Genomic DNA, 19,852 nt, shown 5'->3' with positions numbered 1-19,852 from the left:
TTTTGTGTAATCATTTCAAAAGATAAGTATCATTTCACTTGAAAAAAAAAAGACCTTTGGTTTGAATGCGTACCTTGAATAGGTATAATACAATAGATATGTTAACTTAGGGATGTGTAATGATGAATAAAGTAAAGATAGTAACAGACTCGACAGTAGATATGACACCAGAGGAACTGGAATTATATGATATAACAATGGTCCCTTTATCGATCTTTATAGATGGAGAGACTTTTTTGGATAAGGTTGAAATCGAACAAGAAGAATTCCTGAAAAGGATGAACCAGTCAAAAGAATTGCCAAAAAGCTCACAGCCGGCCGTAGGTACCTTTGTGGAGGTATATGATGAACTCGGAAAGGACGGCAGCGAGATTATTTCCATACATATGACAGGTGGCATGAGCGGCACAGTTCGCTCAGCGGAAAGCGCAGCTAGCATGTCCGAAGCGAAGGTTACCGTTCTTGACTCGAAATTCATTTCAAAAGCGATGTCATTCCAGGTGATCGAGGCAGCGAAGATGGCCAAGGAAGGGAAATCCGTAGCGGAGATAATTGATCGACTGGAACATATTAAAAAGCAGTCAAGTTTAATCATTGTCATAGAAACACTTGATAACCTCGTTAAGGGTGGAAGGATTGGCAAAGTTTCTGCTTTTATCGGTTCATTGCTGCACATAAAGCCGATTGCGCTTCTGGACGAGGGTGTATTGAATCCTGTATCCAAAGCTAGGAGCCAGTCACAGGTCGTGAAGTTCATCATCAAGAAATTCAAAGAAGATACTCAAGGCAAAAATATTAGGGGCATTGGATTTGTACATGCGAATGGTCTTGAAATAGCGGATAAGGTCCGCCAGGCCATTGCAGACTTATCGGGATATCAAGATATAAAGATAGAAGCAACAACTGCTGTTGTCAGTACTCATACAGGTGAAGGCGCTATGGCAATCATGTATTATTGGGACTGATATGGATAAACCATTATAAACTGTCAATCGCGGAGGTTTGGTCACTTACAATTGTCTTTAATTCGTAGAAATAGTTGCTGTTCTCATTCCAATTGGTCTGTTAGAATAAATGAAGTAACAGAATATTTTATACATAAAGGACGGGGTAGGGATGAGAAAGCTGCATTTGCTTATGGCAGCTATGGGAGCATCAATTTTTTTGCTGTTGACAGCATGCGGTTCCAATGGTGTACCTGATGCTAAAAATTGGGACCTGGAAGATTTCAGTTACACGGATCAGGAGGGTAAACTTTTCTCAAAAAGTGATCTTAAAGGAAAGGTTTGGGTAGCGGATTTTATATTCACAAGCTGCGAGACTGTCTGTCTCCCAATGACTTCGAATATGTCGAAGCTACAGCAGCAATTGAAGGATGAAGGTATTACGGATGTAGAGTTCGTTTCATTTTCCGTGGACCCGGAAATTGACAAACCTGATGTTTTAAAAAGGTTTGGTGACCAATTTAATGTGGATTACGGCAATTGGCACTTTCTGACCGGTTATGGTCAGGAAGAAATCGAGCAGTTTGCGTTGGATAACTTTAAAACGATCGTCAAAAAACCAGAAGCAGAAGATCAGGTGATTCATGGGACCAGCTTTTTTCTAATCGATCAAGAAGGAAAGATCATCATGGATTACACAGGTCTGCAGGATATTCCCTTTGATGAAATCATTAAGCATATAAAGATTTTACAGAATTATTGAACAGGTTAAATGACCTGTTCTTTCTGTTTTCATCCAGTCTTTAATATGTTTTCATTAAAGCTTTAGCGATGGTGAAAATGAGGCAATTTGTTTTTGAAGAAACAGCGGCAGCGAAGAATGATTTTGAATGCTCAGTACATGCTAATTTTTATAGGACTAGCTTTAAATCACTACATTTTTCATATCGTATAGTAAGGAATGCTCAAGCTAGAAGTACAACGAAGGTATATTGTTTGCAATCTTACGTTTTCTGCATGATATAATATATGGGTAGGAAGGTGAGGGTCATGAGGTACAGAATCACCTGTCTTTTCATATGCCTAGTTTGGATCTCAGGCTGCGGTCAAAGCGAAACAGCCTCGAATCAGCCATCTGTTCAGCAGAAAAGCATAGTTGAGCTGAGTAAAAAGGAAACCATTCCTGCCAGCTTTTTTCCGGACCCTGTTAAAATCGTATCGATTGGCGATTCCTTGACTCAAGGTGTCGGTGATAGTAAAGATAATGGCGGGTATTTGCCTTATCTACAAAATAAGCTGGAAAAAGAACCATCGATTACTTCCGTTGAGATGATTAATCATGGCATTCGTGGAAATAGGACCGACCAACTATTGAAAAGACTGGATAAAGCTAGGATTAAAGAAGACATAAAGCAAGCTGACTCGATTGTCGTCACAATCGGTGGAAATGATATCATGAAGGTCTTTAAGCAGAATTTCTCGAACTTGGAACTGAATCAGTTTGATTCGGCAAAAATAGGGTATGAAAAAAGATTAAGGCAGATACTTGATAAGGTTCGTTCCGAAAATGATCATGCACAAATTTACCTGGTGGGCGTCTATAATCCATTTTCCAAATGGTTCGCAGATTTTTATGAACTTGATATGATCATGAATGATTGGAATGAAAGCGGGAAAGAGATTATCGAAGAATATGATTCAGCCTATTTTATTGAAATTGCAGACATTTTCGAGAATTCCGAAGAAGATTTGCTGTATGCCGAGGATTATTTTCACCCAAATGACCGCGGATATGAATTAATCGCGACAAGAATCTATAATGATATGGATATTACCACTATCGGAAAGGACACATTGGAAGCGAGTGCCAAAGGAGATGATGACCAAGAATGACAAATGTCAAATGGAAGACTTTGTTTATTTCCCTATTAGCCCTAAACATCCTGGTCATCCTATTTGTAACGATTTTAGTTAATCTGCCGACTAAAGATAAAGAGCTGATACCAAAAGTTAGCCACGAAGAAGATATCCAATTTCAAATTCACACGAATCGGGAAGATTTGACAAGATTAATCAACCAGTATCTGGATAAAGAGGGGTTGACTGGATCCATGCACTATGAAGTGTATTTAACGGATGAAGTCGAGTTATATGGAACAATGCCATTTTTCAACCGTGAAGTGGAAATGAAATTGACTTTTGAACCAATTGCCCAAAAGAATGGGGATTTGATCCTAAAACAAAAATCAATTGCAGTCGGGCAATTGAACCTTCCTGTTTCATATGTAATGAATTTAATAAATGAGCGTTATAACATGCCGGATTGGGTTAGCATCAGTCCCAATGACGAAAGTATTTATGTGTCATTACAGGATATGGAACTGAAAAGCGATGTTAGGGTGAAGGCGAAAGAATTCGATCTAGAAAATGATGATATTTCATTTTTGTTGACCGTCCCATCATCATTACAGTGATAGTGATAGTGAATAAATGGATAAAAAACCAGGATCGATGCATCCTGGTTTTTTTCCATTTATGGAGAGAGCGTTAGGGTTTCTAGTGAGGATGATTGCCGATTCGATCCGATTATATAAATGGTTGAGGGAGTATTTTCTTGGAAGGCCCTGTTTGGCAAAGGGAATGCGATCTCTTTTGTCCCAGCTATCCTCACTTCGAAGTCTACTATCATGGGATGAATATTAAGATATTCGCTTGCCTTCCTGAAATGGAGTCGATCAAAAACGACATCTCCATCTTTGACGGCAATATCCACCGATAGTAAATCAGGTGAAAGCTGGATGAATCGAACCTTTGCTTCATTTGGAGGAACAGTTGGATTATCTTCGAAAGGTAACATTTTCAACGATTCAGAATCCAGGGTAGGTGCTAGGGCAATGGTATAGGAAGTCCCGCTTTCGAGAGCCACTTCACAGCTTAATAGAGGTGAGGTGCTTTGCCCTCTGCGGTATATATCCAATTGGTACTTGCCAGGGGGCTGTGGTAAATAACCATTGGTCTCTTTATATGAGAAATTTTTGAGGATACTCATTTCATTTACATAAACATCAAATGAGGGAGCTGTTGGGGCAGCATGTAAAAAGCGAATTTGTGCAGGCAGTAGGACATTCATTTGTTCATATCTTAATTGTTGTGTTGATTTTTCGAGACTTTTCAAATGCTTATGGTAATAATAATCATGCAATTGCGGATTGCTGTTTTTATAATAAGACGATAGTAAATCATATGTTACCGATTTTTGTGAATATGATTGTTTATCGCTCATTTCCAACACCTCTCATTTTTCCAATATGTTCTTATCATATGTTTTTATGCTTGGGCGTGTTTCTACCATTTAAAAAGGGAGGGATCATTTTGGTAAAATGGGTCAATCAGCATATTATTTTACAGGGTAATATAAAAGCGTTAAAATGCATTCAATGGATTGTTTGTAAAAAAGGAGGATTTTCATTTGACAAAGCAATTAGAGAAAGCAACATTCGCAGGTGGTTGTTTCTGGTGCATGGTGAAACCGTTCGATGAACAGCCTGGCATCGAATCCGTTATCTCTGGCTATACAGGCGGGACTAAGGAAAATCCCACGTACAAAGAAGTTTGTTCTGAAACCACGGGACATTATGAAGCTGTTCAGATCACCTTTGATCCAAACGTTTATCCATATGAGAAGATAATCGAGTTATTTTGGCAGCAAATTGACCCGACAGATGCTGGCGGGCAATTTCATGACCGGGGAAGTTCATATCAAACGGCCATTTTTTATCATAACGAAAACCAACGTGAAATTGCAGAAGCATCCAAAGCTAAGCTGCAGGCGAGCGGGAAATTTTCCGGACCGATCGTAACTCCGATTATACCAGCCAAAACGTTTTATCCAGCCGAGACATACCACCAGCATTATTATAAAAAGCAACCTGAGCATTATGAAAGATATTCGATTGGCTCAGGACGCAAAGCATTTATACAACATCACTGGGGGGAAAAAAATGAACAGTAAAGAAGAATTAAAACAGAAGCTCACTCCGATTCAATATGAAGTCACGCAAAATAATGGAACGGAACCAGCCTTTAACAATGAATATTGGAACTTGAAGGAGGAAGGATTATATGTCGATATCGTCTCAGGTAATCCTCTTTTCACTTCAAAGGAAAAGTTCGATTCAGGCTGCGGTTGGCCAAGCTTCACTAAACCGCTTAAAGAAGAGGAAGTGGTGGAAAACCTCGATACGAGTTATGGAATGAGAAGGATCGAGGTTCGCTCAAAAACTGCCGATTCTCATCTGGGTCATGTTTTTAATGATGGGCCGGGACCGTCGGGATTACGCTATTGCATCAATTCTGCATCATTAAGGTTCATCCCGCTCCAAGATCTTGAAAAAGAAGGGTACGGAGAATACAAAAAGCTTTTTGATTGAATGGAAAACCCCCTATCAGATAATGATAGGGGGTTATTTATTGGGTAATATTCAATCTGTGATGATTGACGCGATCCGGACATATGGAATGGTGGTAAGTTCCATTGCTTTAGTCCTGCCAGTCACCTCAAAACGGACAGTATGTGAACCGGGACGGAGCCCATTTTTGACAAATAAATATCTTTCACGGGCAAATGGCCACCACGTATTCAAAGTCGTGATTTCATTTCCGTCGATCCATACATTCACTTCCCCGCCATCAGGACTTCTAAGCAGTTTCACACCAAGCATAGTTCCCTTGAAATTATATTCAATCACACTACCCTTTTCACTACTTGTGAAATAGCCGCCCCTTGGACGGAAACCGCTCATTTTTTGATAGTGGTCAATTTCCGATAATTCAAATCCAGAACGGGCATGAAGCTTAGATGGAAGACCTGCTACAGCCTTCTCCCGTTTGATGTTATCGAGGAACCGTTCATAAATTGCTTCAGCATATAATTTATAACCAAGCCCATTTGGATGAATCAAATCTCTGGTCAGCTGCTTTTCCGTATATCCTGAATTTTTGAATATCGGTCGCATATCGACATTAGTTGCACCGTAATGTTTGGATAAAGTTCCAATTGCAGACGCAAATTCCTCATATTTCAAGGAACTCTCTGTTATAGTGAATAATTCAGCATTAGGGTGGAGACGTTTTGCCTTTCTCATTAAAGCTTCATATGTCATGGTAAAATCATCGACATTCATATATTTGCGATCATTTTCACCAAAAACGAAGAAAATCAGATCTTTATGATCATGTTCCCTTCTTTGGGAAAGCTTGAATAGACCTTCAAAAGCAGTGGCTCCGCTTTGCACCACGTAGTCTCCACGTAAAGGAATATCATTGGTTTCATTCATCTTATTTTCTAACTGTTTGAACCATGTAAGATAAGGCCTTTCTGCCCCCGACCCTCTTCCGATACTGTCACCAATAACGAGATACTGAATGGGCTGGCCTGATTGGAATTTTTGATAAACATTTATCGAATCATCTGATCCATATGTTTTTGGAACTTTTTGAAGGATATAGCTGATTAGAAGGATCGTGGCGATTGCAGCGAAAGGGATGAAGGATTTTGCGTTCGTTTTCAATTATGTTCCCCCGTATTAACCTTTTATGTATCTAACTGGGTATGAGATAGCTTTAAGAGGCTAAGAATTGTTTTTTCCTTATTATATCCCAATTTTAAAGTAACACAATAAAAATGAAACGTTTTTTGACATTTTTCATGGTTACTCTTGGTATTTCAGCCATTGAATGATGAACGGTGATGAAGGTGTTGATTGAAGTTTTATCTTAAATCAAGAAAAATAGGCAAATACACAGACCAAGGCGGGCGTAATGACATATGGTAAGGTGTAAAGAGAAATCAGAATTCTAAAAGGAGTGAAACTTAATGTACGGATATGGTGGAAACGTTGCAGGACCAGGGTACGGTTATGGTGGAGGTGGAGGTGGATACGGATACGGCGGTGGTTGCTGCGGATTTGGATCAGGCTTCGCATTAATCGTTGTCTTGTTCATTCTATTGATTATCATCGGTGCTTCATTCTGCTGCTAATTGAATAACCCAAAGACCAGTTGATAAAGCTGGTCTTTTCTTTATGTAAGGAAAATGGAGGTTTGACGGTGGAGCTTTCTGATTCCATGGCAGTTGACTGAAAAGGCATGGATAAATCCAGGAAATCATGGGACAGGCGATACATAACCATTCCTTTTTCCAATCCAGATACCGGCACAACGGGTATGATGAAAAAATGATGTGGAAAAACAGGTCTAAAGGTTCTGCAAGGAAAATAAGTTGTGTGAATGACATACCAAAGGGTCTTGGTTTTTCTTTGTTCACCATTTCTGCTAAAATAACGACAGAATGTAATTAATTTAGGGGGATAAAGATATGAAACCTTCCCGTTTACAAGCAGGGGATGAAATTCGCGTAATTGCTCCTTCAAGAAGCTTGGCGATTGTCAAAGGAGAACAACGCAGATTGGCAGAAGAAAGATTGATTGAGCTTGGTTTTATAGTGACATATGGTAAAACGGCTTTGTTCCATGATGACTTTTTCTCGAATTCGATTGAAGACAGGATCGAGGATTTGCATGAGGCGTTCAGGGATCCGAATGTGAAGGGGATTTTTACAGCAATCGGGGGGTATAACGCTAACCAATTGTTACGGTATATCGACTATGATTTGATTAAGGAAAATCCAAAAGTGTTGATCGGGTATAGTGATATAACCGCAATCTTATTGGCCATTTATAATAAAACAGGCTTAACTACATATTCAGGTCCAGATTTCTCGACGTTCGGGATGAAGGCTGGTCTGGAATATACGATGGAATATTTTAAAAAGGCTGTAATTGAAAGTGCAGACTTTTATCTTGATCCAAGTGAGACGTGGAGTGATGATTCTTGGCATTTGGAACAGGATGACCGAACTTTCCACCCGAATGCTGGATATATGGTCATTCAGGAAGGTGACGCTGCTGGGACAATCATTGGGGGGAATCTTTGTACACTCAATCTATTACAAGGTACAGAGTACATGCCTTCATTAGAGGACAGCATCCTTTTCATAGAAGATGATGAAGAAAGCCATCCTTTCAGTTTTGATCGGGATTTACAATCCTTGCTCCATCAGCCAGATGCAAGTGGGATTAAAGGAATTGTCATCGGCCGTTTCCAAAAGGATTCAGGAATGACTGAATATGCTTTGCAGGAAATCATCGCTGCCAAAAGGGAGATAAATGGCATACCTGTGATCGCTAATGCCAACTTTGGTCATGTTCATCCATTCGTAACGGTGCCGGTTGGTTCAAAAGCTGTAATGAAAGTGAAGAACGGAAAAGCGACGATCCAGATCCATTCATGACACACAGTTTGAAGACGCCGTTCAAAAAGTGGACGGTGTTTTATTCTGTTCGGGATTTGTATGAATATATTTTGCATTTTGGTGTATTTTAGGAATCTTTCCTCTTGTCAGCCCTGGAAAATGTCCTATTTTACAAGCATTATTAGGGAATATGAGTCTAATAGTTCAAATTCTATATTTTTCTGATATAATACTAAGAGATTTAAAATAGAAAAGGTGATTATGTGTTATTAACAATTCCCGCATCCATTCGTTTAGAAGGGGCATTGGCCGAGTATAATAAAAAAGGCCGTGTGAGCCATACATGCTTCGTTTGTAACGAAGACACTTCTAATGGGGATGCAAGTAACTTAAACTACTATAAGTTAGGAACTAAAAAAGTTTGTCATTCCTGCATGAAAAATGTTTTGCGTCATCCGTCTTTAAAAGAGTATGAATATGTGCATACTTCAGTTATCGATAAAACTGCTTTTTATAAAAATGTGCTGGCTGTTTTAAAGGATGAAAGTTTTTTGGAGTCAATTCGTGAAGAAAAACTAAATAGCGCATTGTAAGAAAAAAGTGTATCTCTCGCGGATACACTTTTTTTGTCGCCATTTTTTGGACACCCCCATGAAACCAAGAAATTTATCAATTTACATGCTTTGGTCAATTTCCTTAGCAAGATTGACTTAATCTGGACATACACTTTACTATATTGCATTTGTTTTTTTAGAGAAGGAGTGTGTGGGCTTATGGAGCAGTCTTCATTGATCAAACCGGTCCTGGGAGGAGCCTATCCGACTATCAGTCATGGTCAGGGAGTGTTTTTATACGATAAAGAAGGAAAGGATTACCTAGATGCTTCTTCCGGTGCTGTTACAGCCAATATTGGCCATGGAGTCCAGGAAATCATAGAGGCGATGGTAAAACAGGCTAAACAGGTTTCATTTGTGTATCGTTCCCAATTCACCAGCGATGCTGCAGAGAAACTTGCCGGAAAAATTGCTGAATTGACCAAAGGGGAACTGACATACAGCTTTTTTGTAAACAGCGGCTCCGAAGCGACTGAAACGGCATTGAAAATTGCCATTCAGCATTGGCAGGAAAAAGGGAAGCCCAAGAAACAAAAAATTATATCGAGGTGGATGAGCTACCATGGCATCACGATGGGAGCTCTTTCCATGTCTGGCCATCCGATTCGCCGGGAACGATTTACTCCGTTGCTTGAATCATATCCTTCTGTATCGCCTCCATATTGTTACCGGTGTCCACTTCAACTTGATCCACATACGTGCGGAATGGCTTGTGCTTCGGAATTGGAAACATCAATCAGGCGAATTGGCAGTGAAAATATAGCGGCGTTCATTGCAGAACCAGTTATCGGCGCAGCAGGAGGGGCCATTGTTCCTCCTGATGGTTATTTTCGAAAACTCAAGAAAATCTGCGAAGACAATGATATTTTATTCATTGCCGATGAAGTAATGACCGGATTTGGACGTACCGGTAAGATGCTTGCTTCCGAATATTGGGATGTGGAACCTGATATCGTAACATTTGGTAAAGGAATGAGTGGCGGATATACCCCGATAGCGGCCGCAGTTATGACCAAAAACGTGATGGAGCCAATAATGAAAGGCTCGAAGTCAATAATAGGAGGCCATACGCTTAGTGCAAATCCGTTATCGTGTGCGGTATCTTTGGCCGTTTTAGAATATGTCGAAAGAAATGAACTTGTCGAAAAATCAGCCGACAGAGGGAATTACCTGATTAGGGGCCTGAAAAAGTTGGCAGGGAAGTATTCCTTTATCGGTGATATACGCGGGAGAGGTTTATTGATTGGCATCGAATTTGTCCAGGAAAAAGAAACGAAGGTCACATTTCCGAAGGAGGCCGACGTGACCAATGAAATCATTGAATTGGGAATGAGGAATGGAATACTTCTTTATCCCGCTGCAGCAGGACTTGACGGTGTAACCGGGGCAGCCATCATCATCTCCCCACCGTTAACGATATCGGAAGAGGAGTGTGCTGAATTGTTAATGAGAGTCGATATAACTTTTGGGCAATTTAATGAATCGATAGGTAAACGGCCATCACAACAAGGAAGTGAGTCATAGGGTGGAAAATACATTCCAGAAGATTTGTCGTTTGGAGGATGTCCGCCATCACTTTAAAGATGATCAGTCCATCCTGTTTGGGGGGTTCGGTGGCATAGGAACGCCTCCGGGATTGATCAATCTGATTTTGGAATCAGGCATAAAGGATTTAACCTTGATTGGGAACGATACAGGTTTCCCTGATATCGGAATCGGAAGACTGGTCACCCAACGCCGTGCAAAAAAAATCATCGTGTCCCATATCGGTTCCAATCCAAATGCAGGACTACTAATGAACAATGGAGAACTCGAAGTGGAGTTCTCTCCGCAAGGGACACTTGTCGAACGAATCCGGGCCGGAGGGATGGGACTAGGCGGGATATTGACCGATATTGGAATGGAGGCCGATATCGTCCGGGACGGCAAGCAAACCGTAAAGTTAGGTAAGAAAAATTATCTGGTGGAACCGGCATTAACTGCAGATATCGCCATTGTTTACGCAGAAATGGCAGATCCTTATGGAAATCTTATATTTGATAAAAGTGCCAGGAACACGAATCCAATCGTAGCTGCGGCCGGACAAATCACTATAGTCGAAGCCATGCAAATCGTTCCGCTTGGCTCTTTGGATCCAGAGGACATCATTGTACCGGGTGCCTTTGTGGATTATATCATTCCATCAAAAGGAGTCGATTGGAAATGGGCTTGGGAACCGAAGATAGAAATAGAATAGCAAAACGGGCAGCAGCAGAAATAAGTGATGGGATGCTGGTCAATTTGGGAATTGGCATTCCATCACTTGTACCGAATCATCTTTCGAGTGACCATAAAGTTATGTTTCATGCTGAAAATGGCCTTGTGGGTATTGGCAGTACTCCTGAAACGGGGAAGGAAGATGCCCATCTTTGCAATGCTGGGGGACTGCCGATCACCATTAGAGCGGGGGCTTCGTACTGCGACAGTACTGTTGCATTTGGGATGATACGGCGAGGCAGGGTGGATATCACGATTCTAGGAGCCCTTCAAGTAAGTCAAGCGGGGGATCTCGCTAATTGGATTGTACCGGGAAAGCGGGTGCCAGGCATGGGCGGTGCCATGGAATTGGCTGCAAAGGCAAAAAAGGTCATTGTCTTGATGGAACATAACGATAAAACGGGCATGTCTAAATTAGTCGAAAAATGTACGTTGCCGTTAACTGCCAAGAAATGCGTACATATGGTCATCACCGAATTAGGCGTGTTTTCCGTAACTTCGGAGGGCCTCCTATTAACTGATGTATTTGATACGTCCAACATTCAGGAAATCAGGCATCGGACCGAAGCCTCGTTTACCGTCTCTGAAAACATCCATATTTTAAAAGAATGAGAGAGGAGAATGGATATGTATGAGGAAAAAATAAGAACATGGTTGAATGAACATCAGATGAATGGGGTTCAGCTTTTGCAAAAACTGGTTCAGGAACCGAGCAAAAGGGGGCAAGAAGGAAGTGCACAAGCCATAGTGGTCGAGAAGTGCAGACAACTTGGTCTGGAAATAGATCTTTGGGAAATCGGGGATGAACAATTAAGAAAACATCCCCATTTTTATTGCGACCGCAGGGATTTTAAAGGAAATCCGAACCTTGTGGCTATTAAAAGAGGAACAGGCGAGGGTAAATCCCTTATTTTAAACGGACATATTGATGTAGTTCCTGAAGGAGATCCTGAAGCATGGCACGATGAACCCTATAGCGGCAAGTTAATAGAGGGGAAAGTTTTCGGGCGGGGAACTGCAGATATGAAAGGCGGCAATGTATCTTTATTGCTGGCCATTGAAGCGATCGTCGAATCTGGAATCCAATTGAAGGGAGATGTGATATTCCAGAGTGTGATTGAAGAGGAAAGCGGCGGTGCCGGCACACTTGCGGCAGTCTTACGGGGGTACAAAGCTGATGGTGCAATCATTCCAGAGCCTACAAATATGAAGCTATTCCCATTACAGCAAGGTTCGATGTGGTTTCGACTGAGAATAAAAGGCAAGTCTGCACATGGAGGCACGAGGTATGAAGGTGTCAGTGCAATAGATAAAGCGGTTGGTGTAATGAAGGAAATCAAGATGCTTGAACAAGAACGGAATGAGTCACTCCGTCATTCACTCTATAAAAATGTCCCTATCCCCATTCCAATCAACATAGGAAGCATTCAAAGCGGGAATTGGCCTTCCTCCGTGCCGGATACAGCCGTTCTGGAAGGTAGATTCGGCATCGCCCCGACAGAAACCATGGAAGAGGCACAAAAGTCGCTGAAGGAGCGAATAGATGCTTTAAACCAGAGTGATGCATGGTTCTTAGAAAAACCTATTGAATTAGAGTGGTTTGGGGCCAGATGGCTGCCTGGCAATCTCGAAATAAATCACCCGCTCATGAAGACAATTGGCACATACTATGAAAAAGTGGTAGGGGAAGAACCGCTTGTCGAAGCATCCCCTTGGGCGACGGATGGAGGGTATCTTTCATCAATTGGCTCTACCCCAGTAGTTGTGTTTGGACCAGGGGAAACGAAGATGGCCCATGATTCGAACGAATATATAGAGGTGGATAAAATGATGGAGGTTGCGGAAATCATCGCATTGACCATTATTGAATGGTGTGGGGTGGACCAGGAATAATCATTTTTCCCAAGGTCTGATTCCAGGAGGGGTCAGGCCTTTCGCAACAATTTTCGAAGATGTGAAAGGAGTGGGACAAATGGAGGCTGGAATCATTGAAAAAAGAATTCAAAAGCCAAGGTGTACCATACATATTACGATCGACCATTTTAATAAGCGAATAAGGGTTGATGATTATCTTGGTCATTTTCAAGAATGTGTGGAGGAATCTTTGAAGGTGGCTAAAAGCATATCAGCAGAAAAAATCATCTTCAAGTCACGCAAGGAAAACGTTATGGACTTGCTTGCTCAGGGCTTTCTATATGAAGGAAGCATAGATAAATTCTTTTTGGGAAGCGATTGTTTCTTCCTTGTTAAGTATAACCGGAATGAAAGGCGCAACAGTGCAGTATGGGAAAAGGAAGATCAAATCCTTACCGATGTTAAGAGTCTGCCGATAAAATCCGGAAAAGATGATCCGCCGTCAGCCTATCAAGGCCGTAAAGCAGAAGTTACCGATGCACTTCAGCTTGCCCAATTGTATGGGAAGGTTTTCGAAGTGTATCCCACACCGATGAATGATCCGGTATATGTGAAAAAGTGCATGGAAATGGGAACGGTTTTTTATATTTATGTCCATGAAGAGAGGATCGTCAGTGCTGCTTCCGCAGAAATTGATTCCTTTTACCATAATGCAGAAATCACTGACTGTGCGACATTGCCGGAACATCGGCAGTACGGCTTGATGAAACACTTGATTTCCGCGCTTGAAGACTATCTTATTTCACATGGGATTTATTGTATCTATTCGATTGCCCGGTCGCTCTCATTCGGCATGAATGCTGCATTGCATCAGCATGGATACTCGTACCGTGGACGTTTAGCTAATAATTGTTATATTTTCGATAAACTGGAAGATATGAACCTTTGGGTGAAAAATCTTACTTGAATGCTCATTTTTAGGCGGTTCATGACAAGTTTTTGGCATTTTCCTCATATACATCTAGCAAGAAGGTCTTAAGGAGGGATATTCTTGCCAAGTGAATTTTTTAATACAAGTGAAGTGTTGGAAGCGATATTAGAAACCATTGATGAAGGCATTCATGTGATAGATCCAAAAGGACAGACCATCTTTTATAACAGGGTGGCGGCCAATCATGATGGGATGCAAAGAAGTGAGGTACTTGGGAAACCGTTGCTTGAAGCCTTCCCTTCTTTGAATCACAAATCATCGACCTTACTCCGGGTCATTAAATCTGAAAAACCAATCTACAACTATAGTCAATCGTACGTAAATGCACATGGGCGAATCATTGAGACGCTAAATACGACGCTCCCCATATATGTTGATGGGTTTATGATAGGTGCAATAGAAATTGCCAAGGATTATTCAAGCTTGAAGCAATTATCTGAAAGGTTAGCTGACCTGGAAAGCTCGCTCAAGACAATCAAGAGTCCTGAAAGGAAAACGCCTGGGACCGGCGGATTGTATTCATTCACTGAAATCATGACAAGTGATATTGGGTTTAAAGATTTGATATCACAAGGGAAAAAGGCTGCCCGCTCCTCCTCATCGGTATTGGTTTATGGGGAAAGCGGTGTGGGGAAAGAGCTTTTTGTTCAAAGTATCCACCAGGATTCGAGCCGCAGTAAAGAACCATTCATCGCGCAAAATTGTGCGGCATTACCAGAAAATCTATTGGAATCGCTTCTATTCGGTACCGCTAAAGGAAGCTACACTGGTGCTTTGGAACGCCAGGGATTGTTTGAATTAGCCAATGGCGGAACCTTATTTTTGGATGAATTGCAATCGATGCCGATTGACTTGCAGGCAAAGCTTCTGCGTGTGCTTGAAGATGGGTTCATCAGGAGGATAGGCGGTACAAAGAGTGTACAGGTGGATGTCAGGATCATGGCAGCGATGAATATAGATCCTAAAAAGGCCGTATCGGAAAACAGGCTAAGGCCGGATTTATTTTACCGATTGAACGTATTGAGCTACGAGCTGCCTCCGCTAAGGGAGCGGATTGATGATATAGAGCTTCTTACTGAACATTTCATATCAATATTTAACAGTAAATTAGGACTGTCCATAAAAGGCATGGATGAGAAGACAAAGGTTTTTTTTCGGAAATATCATTGGCCTGGAAACGTAAGGGAGCTTAAACATACGATAGAATTTATGATGAACCATACGGAGAAAGATGTTTTGAACCATGAAGATTTCCCCCAGTTTTTAAAAAAGCGCATCACTTCTTCATCAGAAAAAATACTTCCGCTTCGTGAGGCCATGATTGAGATGGAATCGAAATTGATTACCGAGGCCCTTCTTCAAACGAATGGTAACGTTTTTCAGGCATCGAAGCTATTGCAGATTCCAAGACAGACCTTGCAATATAAAATAAAAAAACATATTTGAATGGAAAAAATCCGGATGCAGCCAGCAGTCCGGTTTTTTTTATGGGCCTTCGAATTTTTGGGTCATTTTGGCACCCTTCTTGCATTTAATACTACTATCATAACTCAGGAGGTATAACCATGTTATTTGACTTATATAAGCCAGATCGCAATTGGAAAGATATAGAGCTATGGAAAGATGTAACCGAAGAACAATGGAATAACTGGCTGTGGCAGCTTACGAATACGATCCGAACTGTTGATGATTTGAAAAAAGTGATAAACCTGACTCCGGATGAAGAGGAAGGTGTGAGGATTTCCACAAAAACCATTCCATTGAATATCACCCCATACTATGCTTCGTTAATGAATAAAGATGACCCAAGGTGTCCAATCAGAATGCAATCGGTCCCAATCTCGGAAGAAATGCATAAAACCAAATATGACATGGAAGACCCCCTTCATGAGGATGAGGACTCCCCTGTACCGGGACTGACCCATAGATATCCAGATCGCGTACTTTTTTTGGTGACGAATCAGTGCTCCATGTACTGCCGTTATTGTACGCGAAGACGCTTTTCAGGCCAAATTGGCATGGGTGTGCCAAAAAAACAATTGGACGCAGCAATCGGTTATATACGTGACACACGGGCAGTACGGGATGTTCTTATTTCCGGCGGAGACGGATTATTGATCAATGACACGATCCTTGAATATATCCTCAAAAACTTAAGGGAAATTCCTCATGTTGAAATAATCAGGATAGGTACGCGGGCTCCGGTTGTTTTTCCTCAAAGAATCACTGAAAATTTATGTGCCATTTTAAAAAAATATCATCCGGTTTGGCTGAATACTCATTTCAATACCTCGATAGAAATTACCGAGGAGTCAAAGAAAGCATGTGAGATGCTTGCCGATGCAGGTGTACCTGTGGGCAACCAGGCAGTTATTTTAGCGGGGATAAATGACAGTGTAGCAATCATGAAAAAGCTGATGCATGATCTTGTTAAGATCCGTGTCCGCCCTTACTATATTTATCAGTGCGATCTATCGGAAGGCATCGGTCATTTCAGGGCTCCCATTTCAAAAGGGATTGAAATCATCGAGGGGCTCCGAGGCCATACATCCGGGTATGCTGTACCCACCTTCGTCGTCGATGCCCCAGGAGGGGGAGGGAAAATCACACTGCAGCCGAATTATATCCTTTCACAATCTCCAACAAAAACGGTGCTGCGTAATTTTGAAGGTGTGATAACCACATATCCAGAACCTGAGCAGTATACACCGGGACTTGCAGATGATTATTTCAAAGGGGTATATCCTGATATGGAAGAAAAACAGTCAGATATAGGTGTATCGGGTTTAATGAACGACAAGCAATTCAATTTAGTGCCTGAAGGGCTGAAGCGAATGAATCGACGGGAAAATTACGTGACCAACCCAGAGCATGCTTCGTTGAAAAACCAACGGGAAAAGCGGGATCTGTTAAAAGAAAAGAAATTCCAGGCACAGCAAAAAAAGAGCACTCCAAAGGGGGATGAATAGCATGGAGACGTGTCCATGGTGTGAGAAAGGTAAGCTTTCATCAGTAAAGGGGACTGTGTATTGGGAACTGCCGGATGGTACGAGGGCGGTTGAAATTACGGAAACCCCTTCATCTCATTGCGAGAGTTGCGATGCTCTTTTTCAAAGTGATGAAATAGTGAAGGAAATTGAAAATCAACTATTTTTAATTGATTCGAAACAGCTTGAAAAACAAACGAAGTACAGTGAGCTAATGAACATGAAAAGGCTGTTGAAACGTAATTACTTTGACTTTTAGTGGCAGGGTGTATTACTTTTCCATATATGAATAAATCCCCTCATTTTAGACAGAACAGTGTAAACCACTATTTCTATCTTAGATGAAGGGGATTTTCCCTTTCACAAAATGAAAGCCTGCGGGTAAATTGGAAAATAAGGTTTTGAAGAAATTCCGCCATCCTTCAAGCTGCATGACAAAACATGCTCCGCCTGTTTTTATGGGACTTGGGCATTTGATTGCAGAAGTAGGTTAAAAAAGTTTGAAACACTTTGTTTCCTTTATCGAAAGGATGTAATCAATATGGAATGAGTACGATATTTAAGTGTAATTCCGTAATATAACGAATGCTTTTTATGTTGAAAAATCGTGGATTTCATAAAATGAGGAAGAAAAAACCAAATTGATTTTTAAAAAAGTGGACGGAAGCGAAAGTTTCCGATATATTAAAGCAGAAATCATAGTTATTTTAGGGGGGGCTCGACATCATGAGACCATTTTATTTATATTTAATGAAATTTCGACAACCAAAGGAAATTGATGCAATCACTAAATTTGCCAATCATGCCTATGAGGATCATGGCTTCCCAAAACAATCGACTGATTATAATGAACTGAGCAGTTATTTGGAATTGAATGCAGACTATCTCGAAAGTATGTCAGTATTCGATCAAACGTGGGAACAGTATGTCCAAATAGAAGAAGGACTCATATTGGGAGATCAGGAATAGGGAGGATCGGAAGGATGCTTAAAAGCCTTCAAACCCGTATTTTGCTTTATTCTTTACTTATAGCAAGTGTTCCGCTTCTGATATTGGGGATCATATCCTATGGATCGCAAAGGTCCCTGCTGGAAAAGGAAGCAGAAAATGCCCTGAATGCAGGTTCACTGAATATAGTAAATGAAACATATAGCTATTTGAACGAACGAATCAGTGATGTGAAGTTAATGAGTGCAAATTCGGTAATCATCAATCCTGGCCATTCAAAAGAAGAGAAGTCAGATGAACTAAAAAAGTTTATCGATGCAAAAGGAAATTATTACGGTGTCTTGCATTTGGATATGAAAGGAAATGTCATTGCAGATACATCCAATAAAATGATCGGGGACAACCTAGCGGAGAAAATATGGTTCAAAGAGGCCATAGAGGGTCATGAATTCCTTTCTGACGTTTATAAAACCCGGGCTTACTCAGAACCCATAATAGCTCTGAGTGCGCCGGTATATGATAATGCAGGGAAAATGATCGGTGTCGTATCTCCAGCTTTCCGATTGGAAGGCCTTTGGGAGATGATAGAGAAAAAGGCTAATGAAATTAGCGATAAATACCCAGTGAACTTTTTCATGATCAATCAAGAAGGTATCATGATTTCGAAAAAAGACCCGCATGGCGTCATGCAGGATTCTGCCTTGAAAGAGATGGGATTAACGAAAGATAAGCTGATGGAAGCTTCGGTATCGGATAACTTGTACAGCGCAGAGAATGGGGAAAAAATATATTCCATCCAGCCTGTCCATACGATAGCAGAAACGGAGAATAAATGGTTTGTTGTTGTGGGTGCTGATAAGAAACAGGTGTTTCAGCCTTTGAATGACCTATTAACACGGTACCTGACCATCTACAGCATCGTTTTTGTATCTATCATTCTGGCTGTCTATTTACTAACAAAGACCCTCGTGCGGCCAGTTCAGGAGCTTGTCGAAGCGACAGAGGATTTCATTGGAGGAAAGGAATTCATCATTTCCGACAAAAGAAGCTTCGAGGAAATGGAAAAATTGAACCTTGCCTTTCTAAGAATGATGGAAACGATAGAAGATCGTGAGAAGGAAATCGTCCGTACGGAAAAATTGAAATATGTTGGCCAGCTTGCTGCCGGTGTCGCCCATGAAATCAGGAACCCGCTGACGACAATAAAGGGCTTTTTCCAACTTTTGAAGAGCCAGGATCATGATAAAACATTAATAGAAAAATATAGTGATGTCATGCTTCATGAAGTGGATCGGGTGAATGTATTCGTGACACAACTTCTTGATTTGGCAAAACCACATCAACTGGAATGGGAAAGAATCGATTTAAAGGATTTCCTTGATGAACTTATAGATACATATACTTCCTCAATGCCGAGTTATCACGTAAGAATAATTGATAGGGTGACACAATCCGTCATTGTTTATTCAGACAGGAACCGGTTAAGGCAAGTTCTCTTGAATGTCTTGAATAACTCTTGTGAAGCCATCGAAGCAAGGGGGCAGATTGAAGTTCAACAGACCTCGGTGTCCCAATATGTAAAATTAGTGATCAGTGATGATGGAAAAGGAATCAGTCCAGAGAATTTAAAAAATATCGGTATGCCCTTTTATACTACCAAACCGGATGGAAACGGATTAGGTGTGGCGACGTGCATTCAGATAATGGAGGAATTAAAAGGGAAATTCCAAATTGAGAGCGTTCTCGACGAAGGAACGAAAGTGACGCTCATCATCCCCACTACGAACCGTCTCATTAAATGAGGCGGTTTTTGGTTGTAGTGCCTTTTAATAAATTGGCAGGTTACTTATCTAAATGAGCAAAATGCCCTCTCATTTCCATTAACCTCCATGTTTGTTTGTGCATATAATTTACTAATCAAACGATAAGGACCATATTGGGGGATG

The 19,852-nt window shown here is 41.1% G+C and carries 21 protein-coding genes; 19 read left to right on the top strand and 2 right to left on the bottom strand.

The genetic code is table 11. From position 1 onward, the window contains the following. Positions 1-122 precede the first annotated feature (122 nt). The 4 genes from NYE63_RS17155 to NYE63_RS17140 all read left to right on the top strand — a co-directional run bounded on the left by NYE63_RS17155 (position 123) and on the right by NYE63_RS17140 (position 3,418). Positions 123-965 (top strand): DegV family protein, encoded by an 843-nt coding sequence (locus NYE63_RS17155; protein WP_342602028.1) that lies wholly within the window; start codon positions 123-125, stop codon positions 963-965. A 151-nt stretch (positions 966-1,116) separates the two neighbouring features. Then, positions 1,117-1,707: an SCO family protein gene (locus NYE63_RS17150; RefSeq protein WP_342602027.1), complete on the top strand. Its 591-nt coding sequence runs from the start codon at positions 1,117-1,119 to the stop codon at positions 1,705-1,707. A gap of 287 nt (positions 1,708-1,994) precedes the next feature. Beyond that, positions 1,995-2,837, top strand: a complete 843-nt coding sequence (locus NYE63_RS17145) for an SGNH/GDSL hydrolase family protein (RefSeq protein WP_342602026.1) — start codon at positions 1,995-1,997, stop codon at positions 2,835-2,837. Further along, on the top strand, positions 2,834-3,418 hold the full coding sequence (locus tag NYE63_RS17140) for a YpmS family protein (RefSeq protein WP_342602025.1): 585 nt from the start codon (positions 2,834-2,836) through the stop codon (positions 3,416-3,418). Before NYE63_RS17145 ends, NYE63_RS17140 begins: the two co-directional genes overlap by 4 nt. Before the next feature lie 59 nt (positions 3,419-3,477). Here NYE63_RS17140 and NYE63_RS17135 read toward each other — a convergent pair whose 3' ends face one another. Next, positions 3,478-4,227, bottom strand: coding sequence for a DUF4397 domain-containing protein (locus tag NYE63_RS17135; protein WP_342602024.1), 750 nt, complete (start codon positions 4,225-4,227; stop codon positions 3,478-3,480). A 186-nt stretch (positions 4,228-4,413) separates the two neighbouring features. Here NYE63_RS17135 and msrA point away from each other — a divergent pair, with 186 nt between their 5' ends. Further along, the gene (msrA, locus tag NYE63_RS17130; RefSeq protein ID WP_342602023.1) at positions 4,414-4,956 is read left to right on the top strand and encodes a peptide-methionine (S)-S-oxide reductase MsrA; all 543 of its coding nucleotides are present in this window, start codon (positions 4,414-4,416) and stop codon (positions 4,954-4,956) included. Continuing rightward, a complete protein-coding gene (gene msrB / locus NYE63_RS17125) occupies positions 4,946-5,374 on the top strand; it encodes a peptide-methionine (R)-S-oxide reductase MsrB (RefSeq protein WP_342602022.1) in 429 nt (142 codons plus the stop codon). Before msrA ends, msrB begins: the two co-directional genes overlap by 11 nt. A gap of 51 nt (positions 5,375-5,425) precedes the next feature. On the opposite strand, the gene NYE63_RS17120 is transcribed toward msrB, so the two are convergent. Then, the gene (locus NYE63_RS17120; protein ID WP_342602021.1) at positions 5,426-6,514 is read right to left on the bottom strand and encodes a GDSL-type esterase/lipase family protein; all 1,089 of its coding nucleotides are present in this window, start codon (positions 6,512-6,514) and stop codon (positions 5,426-5,428) included. A 305-nt stretch (positions 6,515-6,819) separates the two neighbouring features. On the opposite strand from NYE63_RS17120, the gene NYE63_RS17115 reads away from it, so the two are divergent. The 13 genes from NYE63_RS17115 to NYE63_RS17055 all read left to right on the top strand — a co-directional run bounded on the left by NYE63_RS17115 (position 6,820) and on the right by NYE63_RS17055 (position 19,708). Beyond that, on the top strand, positions 6,820-6,984 hold the full coding sequence (locus tag NYE63_RS17115) for a YjcZ family sporulation protein (RefSeq protein WP_342602020.1): 165 nt from the start codon (positions 6,820-6,822) through the stop codon (positions 6,982-6,984). A gap of 336 nt (positions 6,985-7,320) precedes the next feature. Continuing rightward, entirely contained in the window at positions 7,321-8,295 is a 975-nt protein-coding gene (locus NYE63_RS17110; protein ID WP_342602019.1) for a S66 peptidase family protein, read from the top strand. A gap of 224 nt (positions 8,296-8,519) precedes the next feature. Next, positions 8,520-8,849, top strand: a complete 330-nt coding sequence (locus tag NYE63_RS17105; RefSeq protein ID WP_076366028.1) for a hypothetical protein — start codon at positions 8,520-8,522, stop codon at positions 8,847-8,849. 180 nt (positions 8,850-9,029) lie between these two features. Then, entirely contained in the window at positions 9,030-10,394 is a 1,365-nt protein-coding gene (locus tag NYE63_RS17100) for an aspartate aminotransferase family protein (RefSeq protein WP_342602018.1), read from the top strand. A 1-nt stretch (position 10,395) separates the two neighbouring features. Then, complete coding sequence (locus tag NYE63_RS17095; RefSeq protein WP_342602017.1) at positions 10,396-11,106, top strand: CoA transferase subunit A; 711 nt, start codon at positions 10,396-10,398, stop codon at positions 11,104-11,106. Further along, a complete protein-coding gene (locus tag NYE63_RS17090; protein ID WP_342602016.1) occupies positions 11,073-11,738 on the top strand; it encodes a 3-oxoacid CoA-transferase subunit B in 666 nt (221 codons plus the stop codon). Before NYE63_RS17095 ends, NYE63_RS17090 begins: the two co-directional genes overlap by 34 nt. Positions 11,739-11,747: 9 nt before the next feature. Continuing rightward, positions 11,748-13,019 carry a peptidase gene (locus NYE63_RS17085; RefSeq protein WP_342602015.1) on the top strand — a complete coding sequence of 424 codons (1,272 nt, stop codon included), beginning with the start codon at positions 11,748-11,750 and terminating at the stop codon, positions 13,017-13,019. A 79-nt stretch (positions 13,020-13,098) separates the two neighbouring features. Beyond that, entirely contained in the window at positions 13,099-13,947 is an 849-nt protein-coding gene (gene ablB / locus NYE63_RS17080; protein WP_342602014.1) for a putative beta-lysine N-acetyltransferase, read from the top strand. An 84-nt stretch (positions 13,948-14,031) separates the two neighbouring features. Next, on the top strand, positions 14,032-15,417 hold the full coding sequence (locus tag NYE63_RS17075; protein ID WP_342602013.1) for a sigma 54-interacting transcriptional regulator: 1,386 nt from the start codon (positions 14,032-14,034) through the stop codon (positions 15,415-15,417). A gap of 119 nt (positions 15,418-15,536) precedes the next feature. After that, entirely contained in the window at positions 15,537-16,940 is a 1,404-nt protein-coding gene (gene ablA / locus NYE63_RS17070) for a lysine 2,3-aminomutase (RefSeq protein ID WP_342602012.1), read from the top strand. Between the two features lies 1 nt (position 16,941). Further along, entirely contained in the window at positions 16,942-17,217 is a 276-nt protein-coding gene (locus NYE63_RS17065; protein WP_342602011.1) for a YokU family protein, read from the top strand. A gap of 467 nt (positions 17,218-17,684) precedes the next feature. Next, positions 17,685-17,927: a YozE family protein gene (locus tag NYE63_RS17060; protein ID WP_342602010.1), complete on the top strand. Its 243-nt coding sequence runs from the start codon at positions 17,685-17,687 to the stop codon at positions 17,925-17,927. Between the two features lie 14 nt (positions 17,928-17,941). Further along, positions 17,942-19,708, top strand: a complete 1,767-nt coding sequence (locus tag NYE63_RS17055; protein WP_342602009.1) for an ATP-binding protein — start codon at positions 17,942-17,944, stop codon at positions 19,706-19,708. The last annotated feature ends 144 nt before the right edge of the window (positions 19,709-19,852 follow it).

Source organism: Peribacillus sp. FSL E2-0159 (assembly GCF_038643155.1).
GTDB lineage: Bacteria > Bacillota > Bacilli > Bacillales > DSM-1321 > Peribacillus > Peribacillus simplex.
Note: the sequence above shows the minus strand (reverse complement) of the source record. Positions and strands in the feature narration are given on the sequence as shown.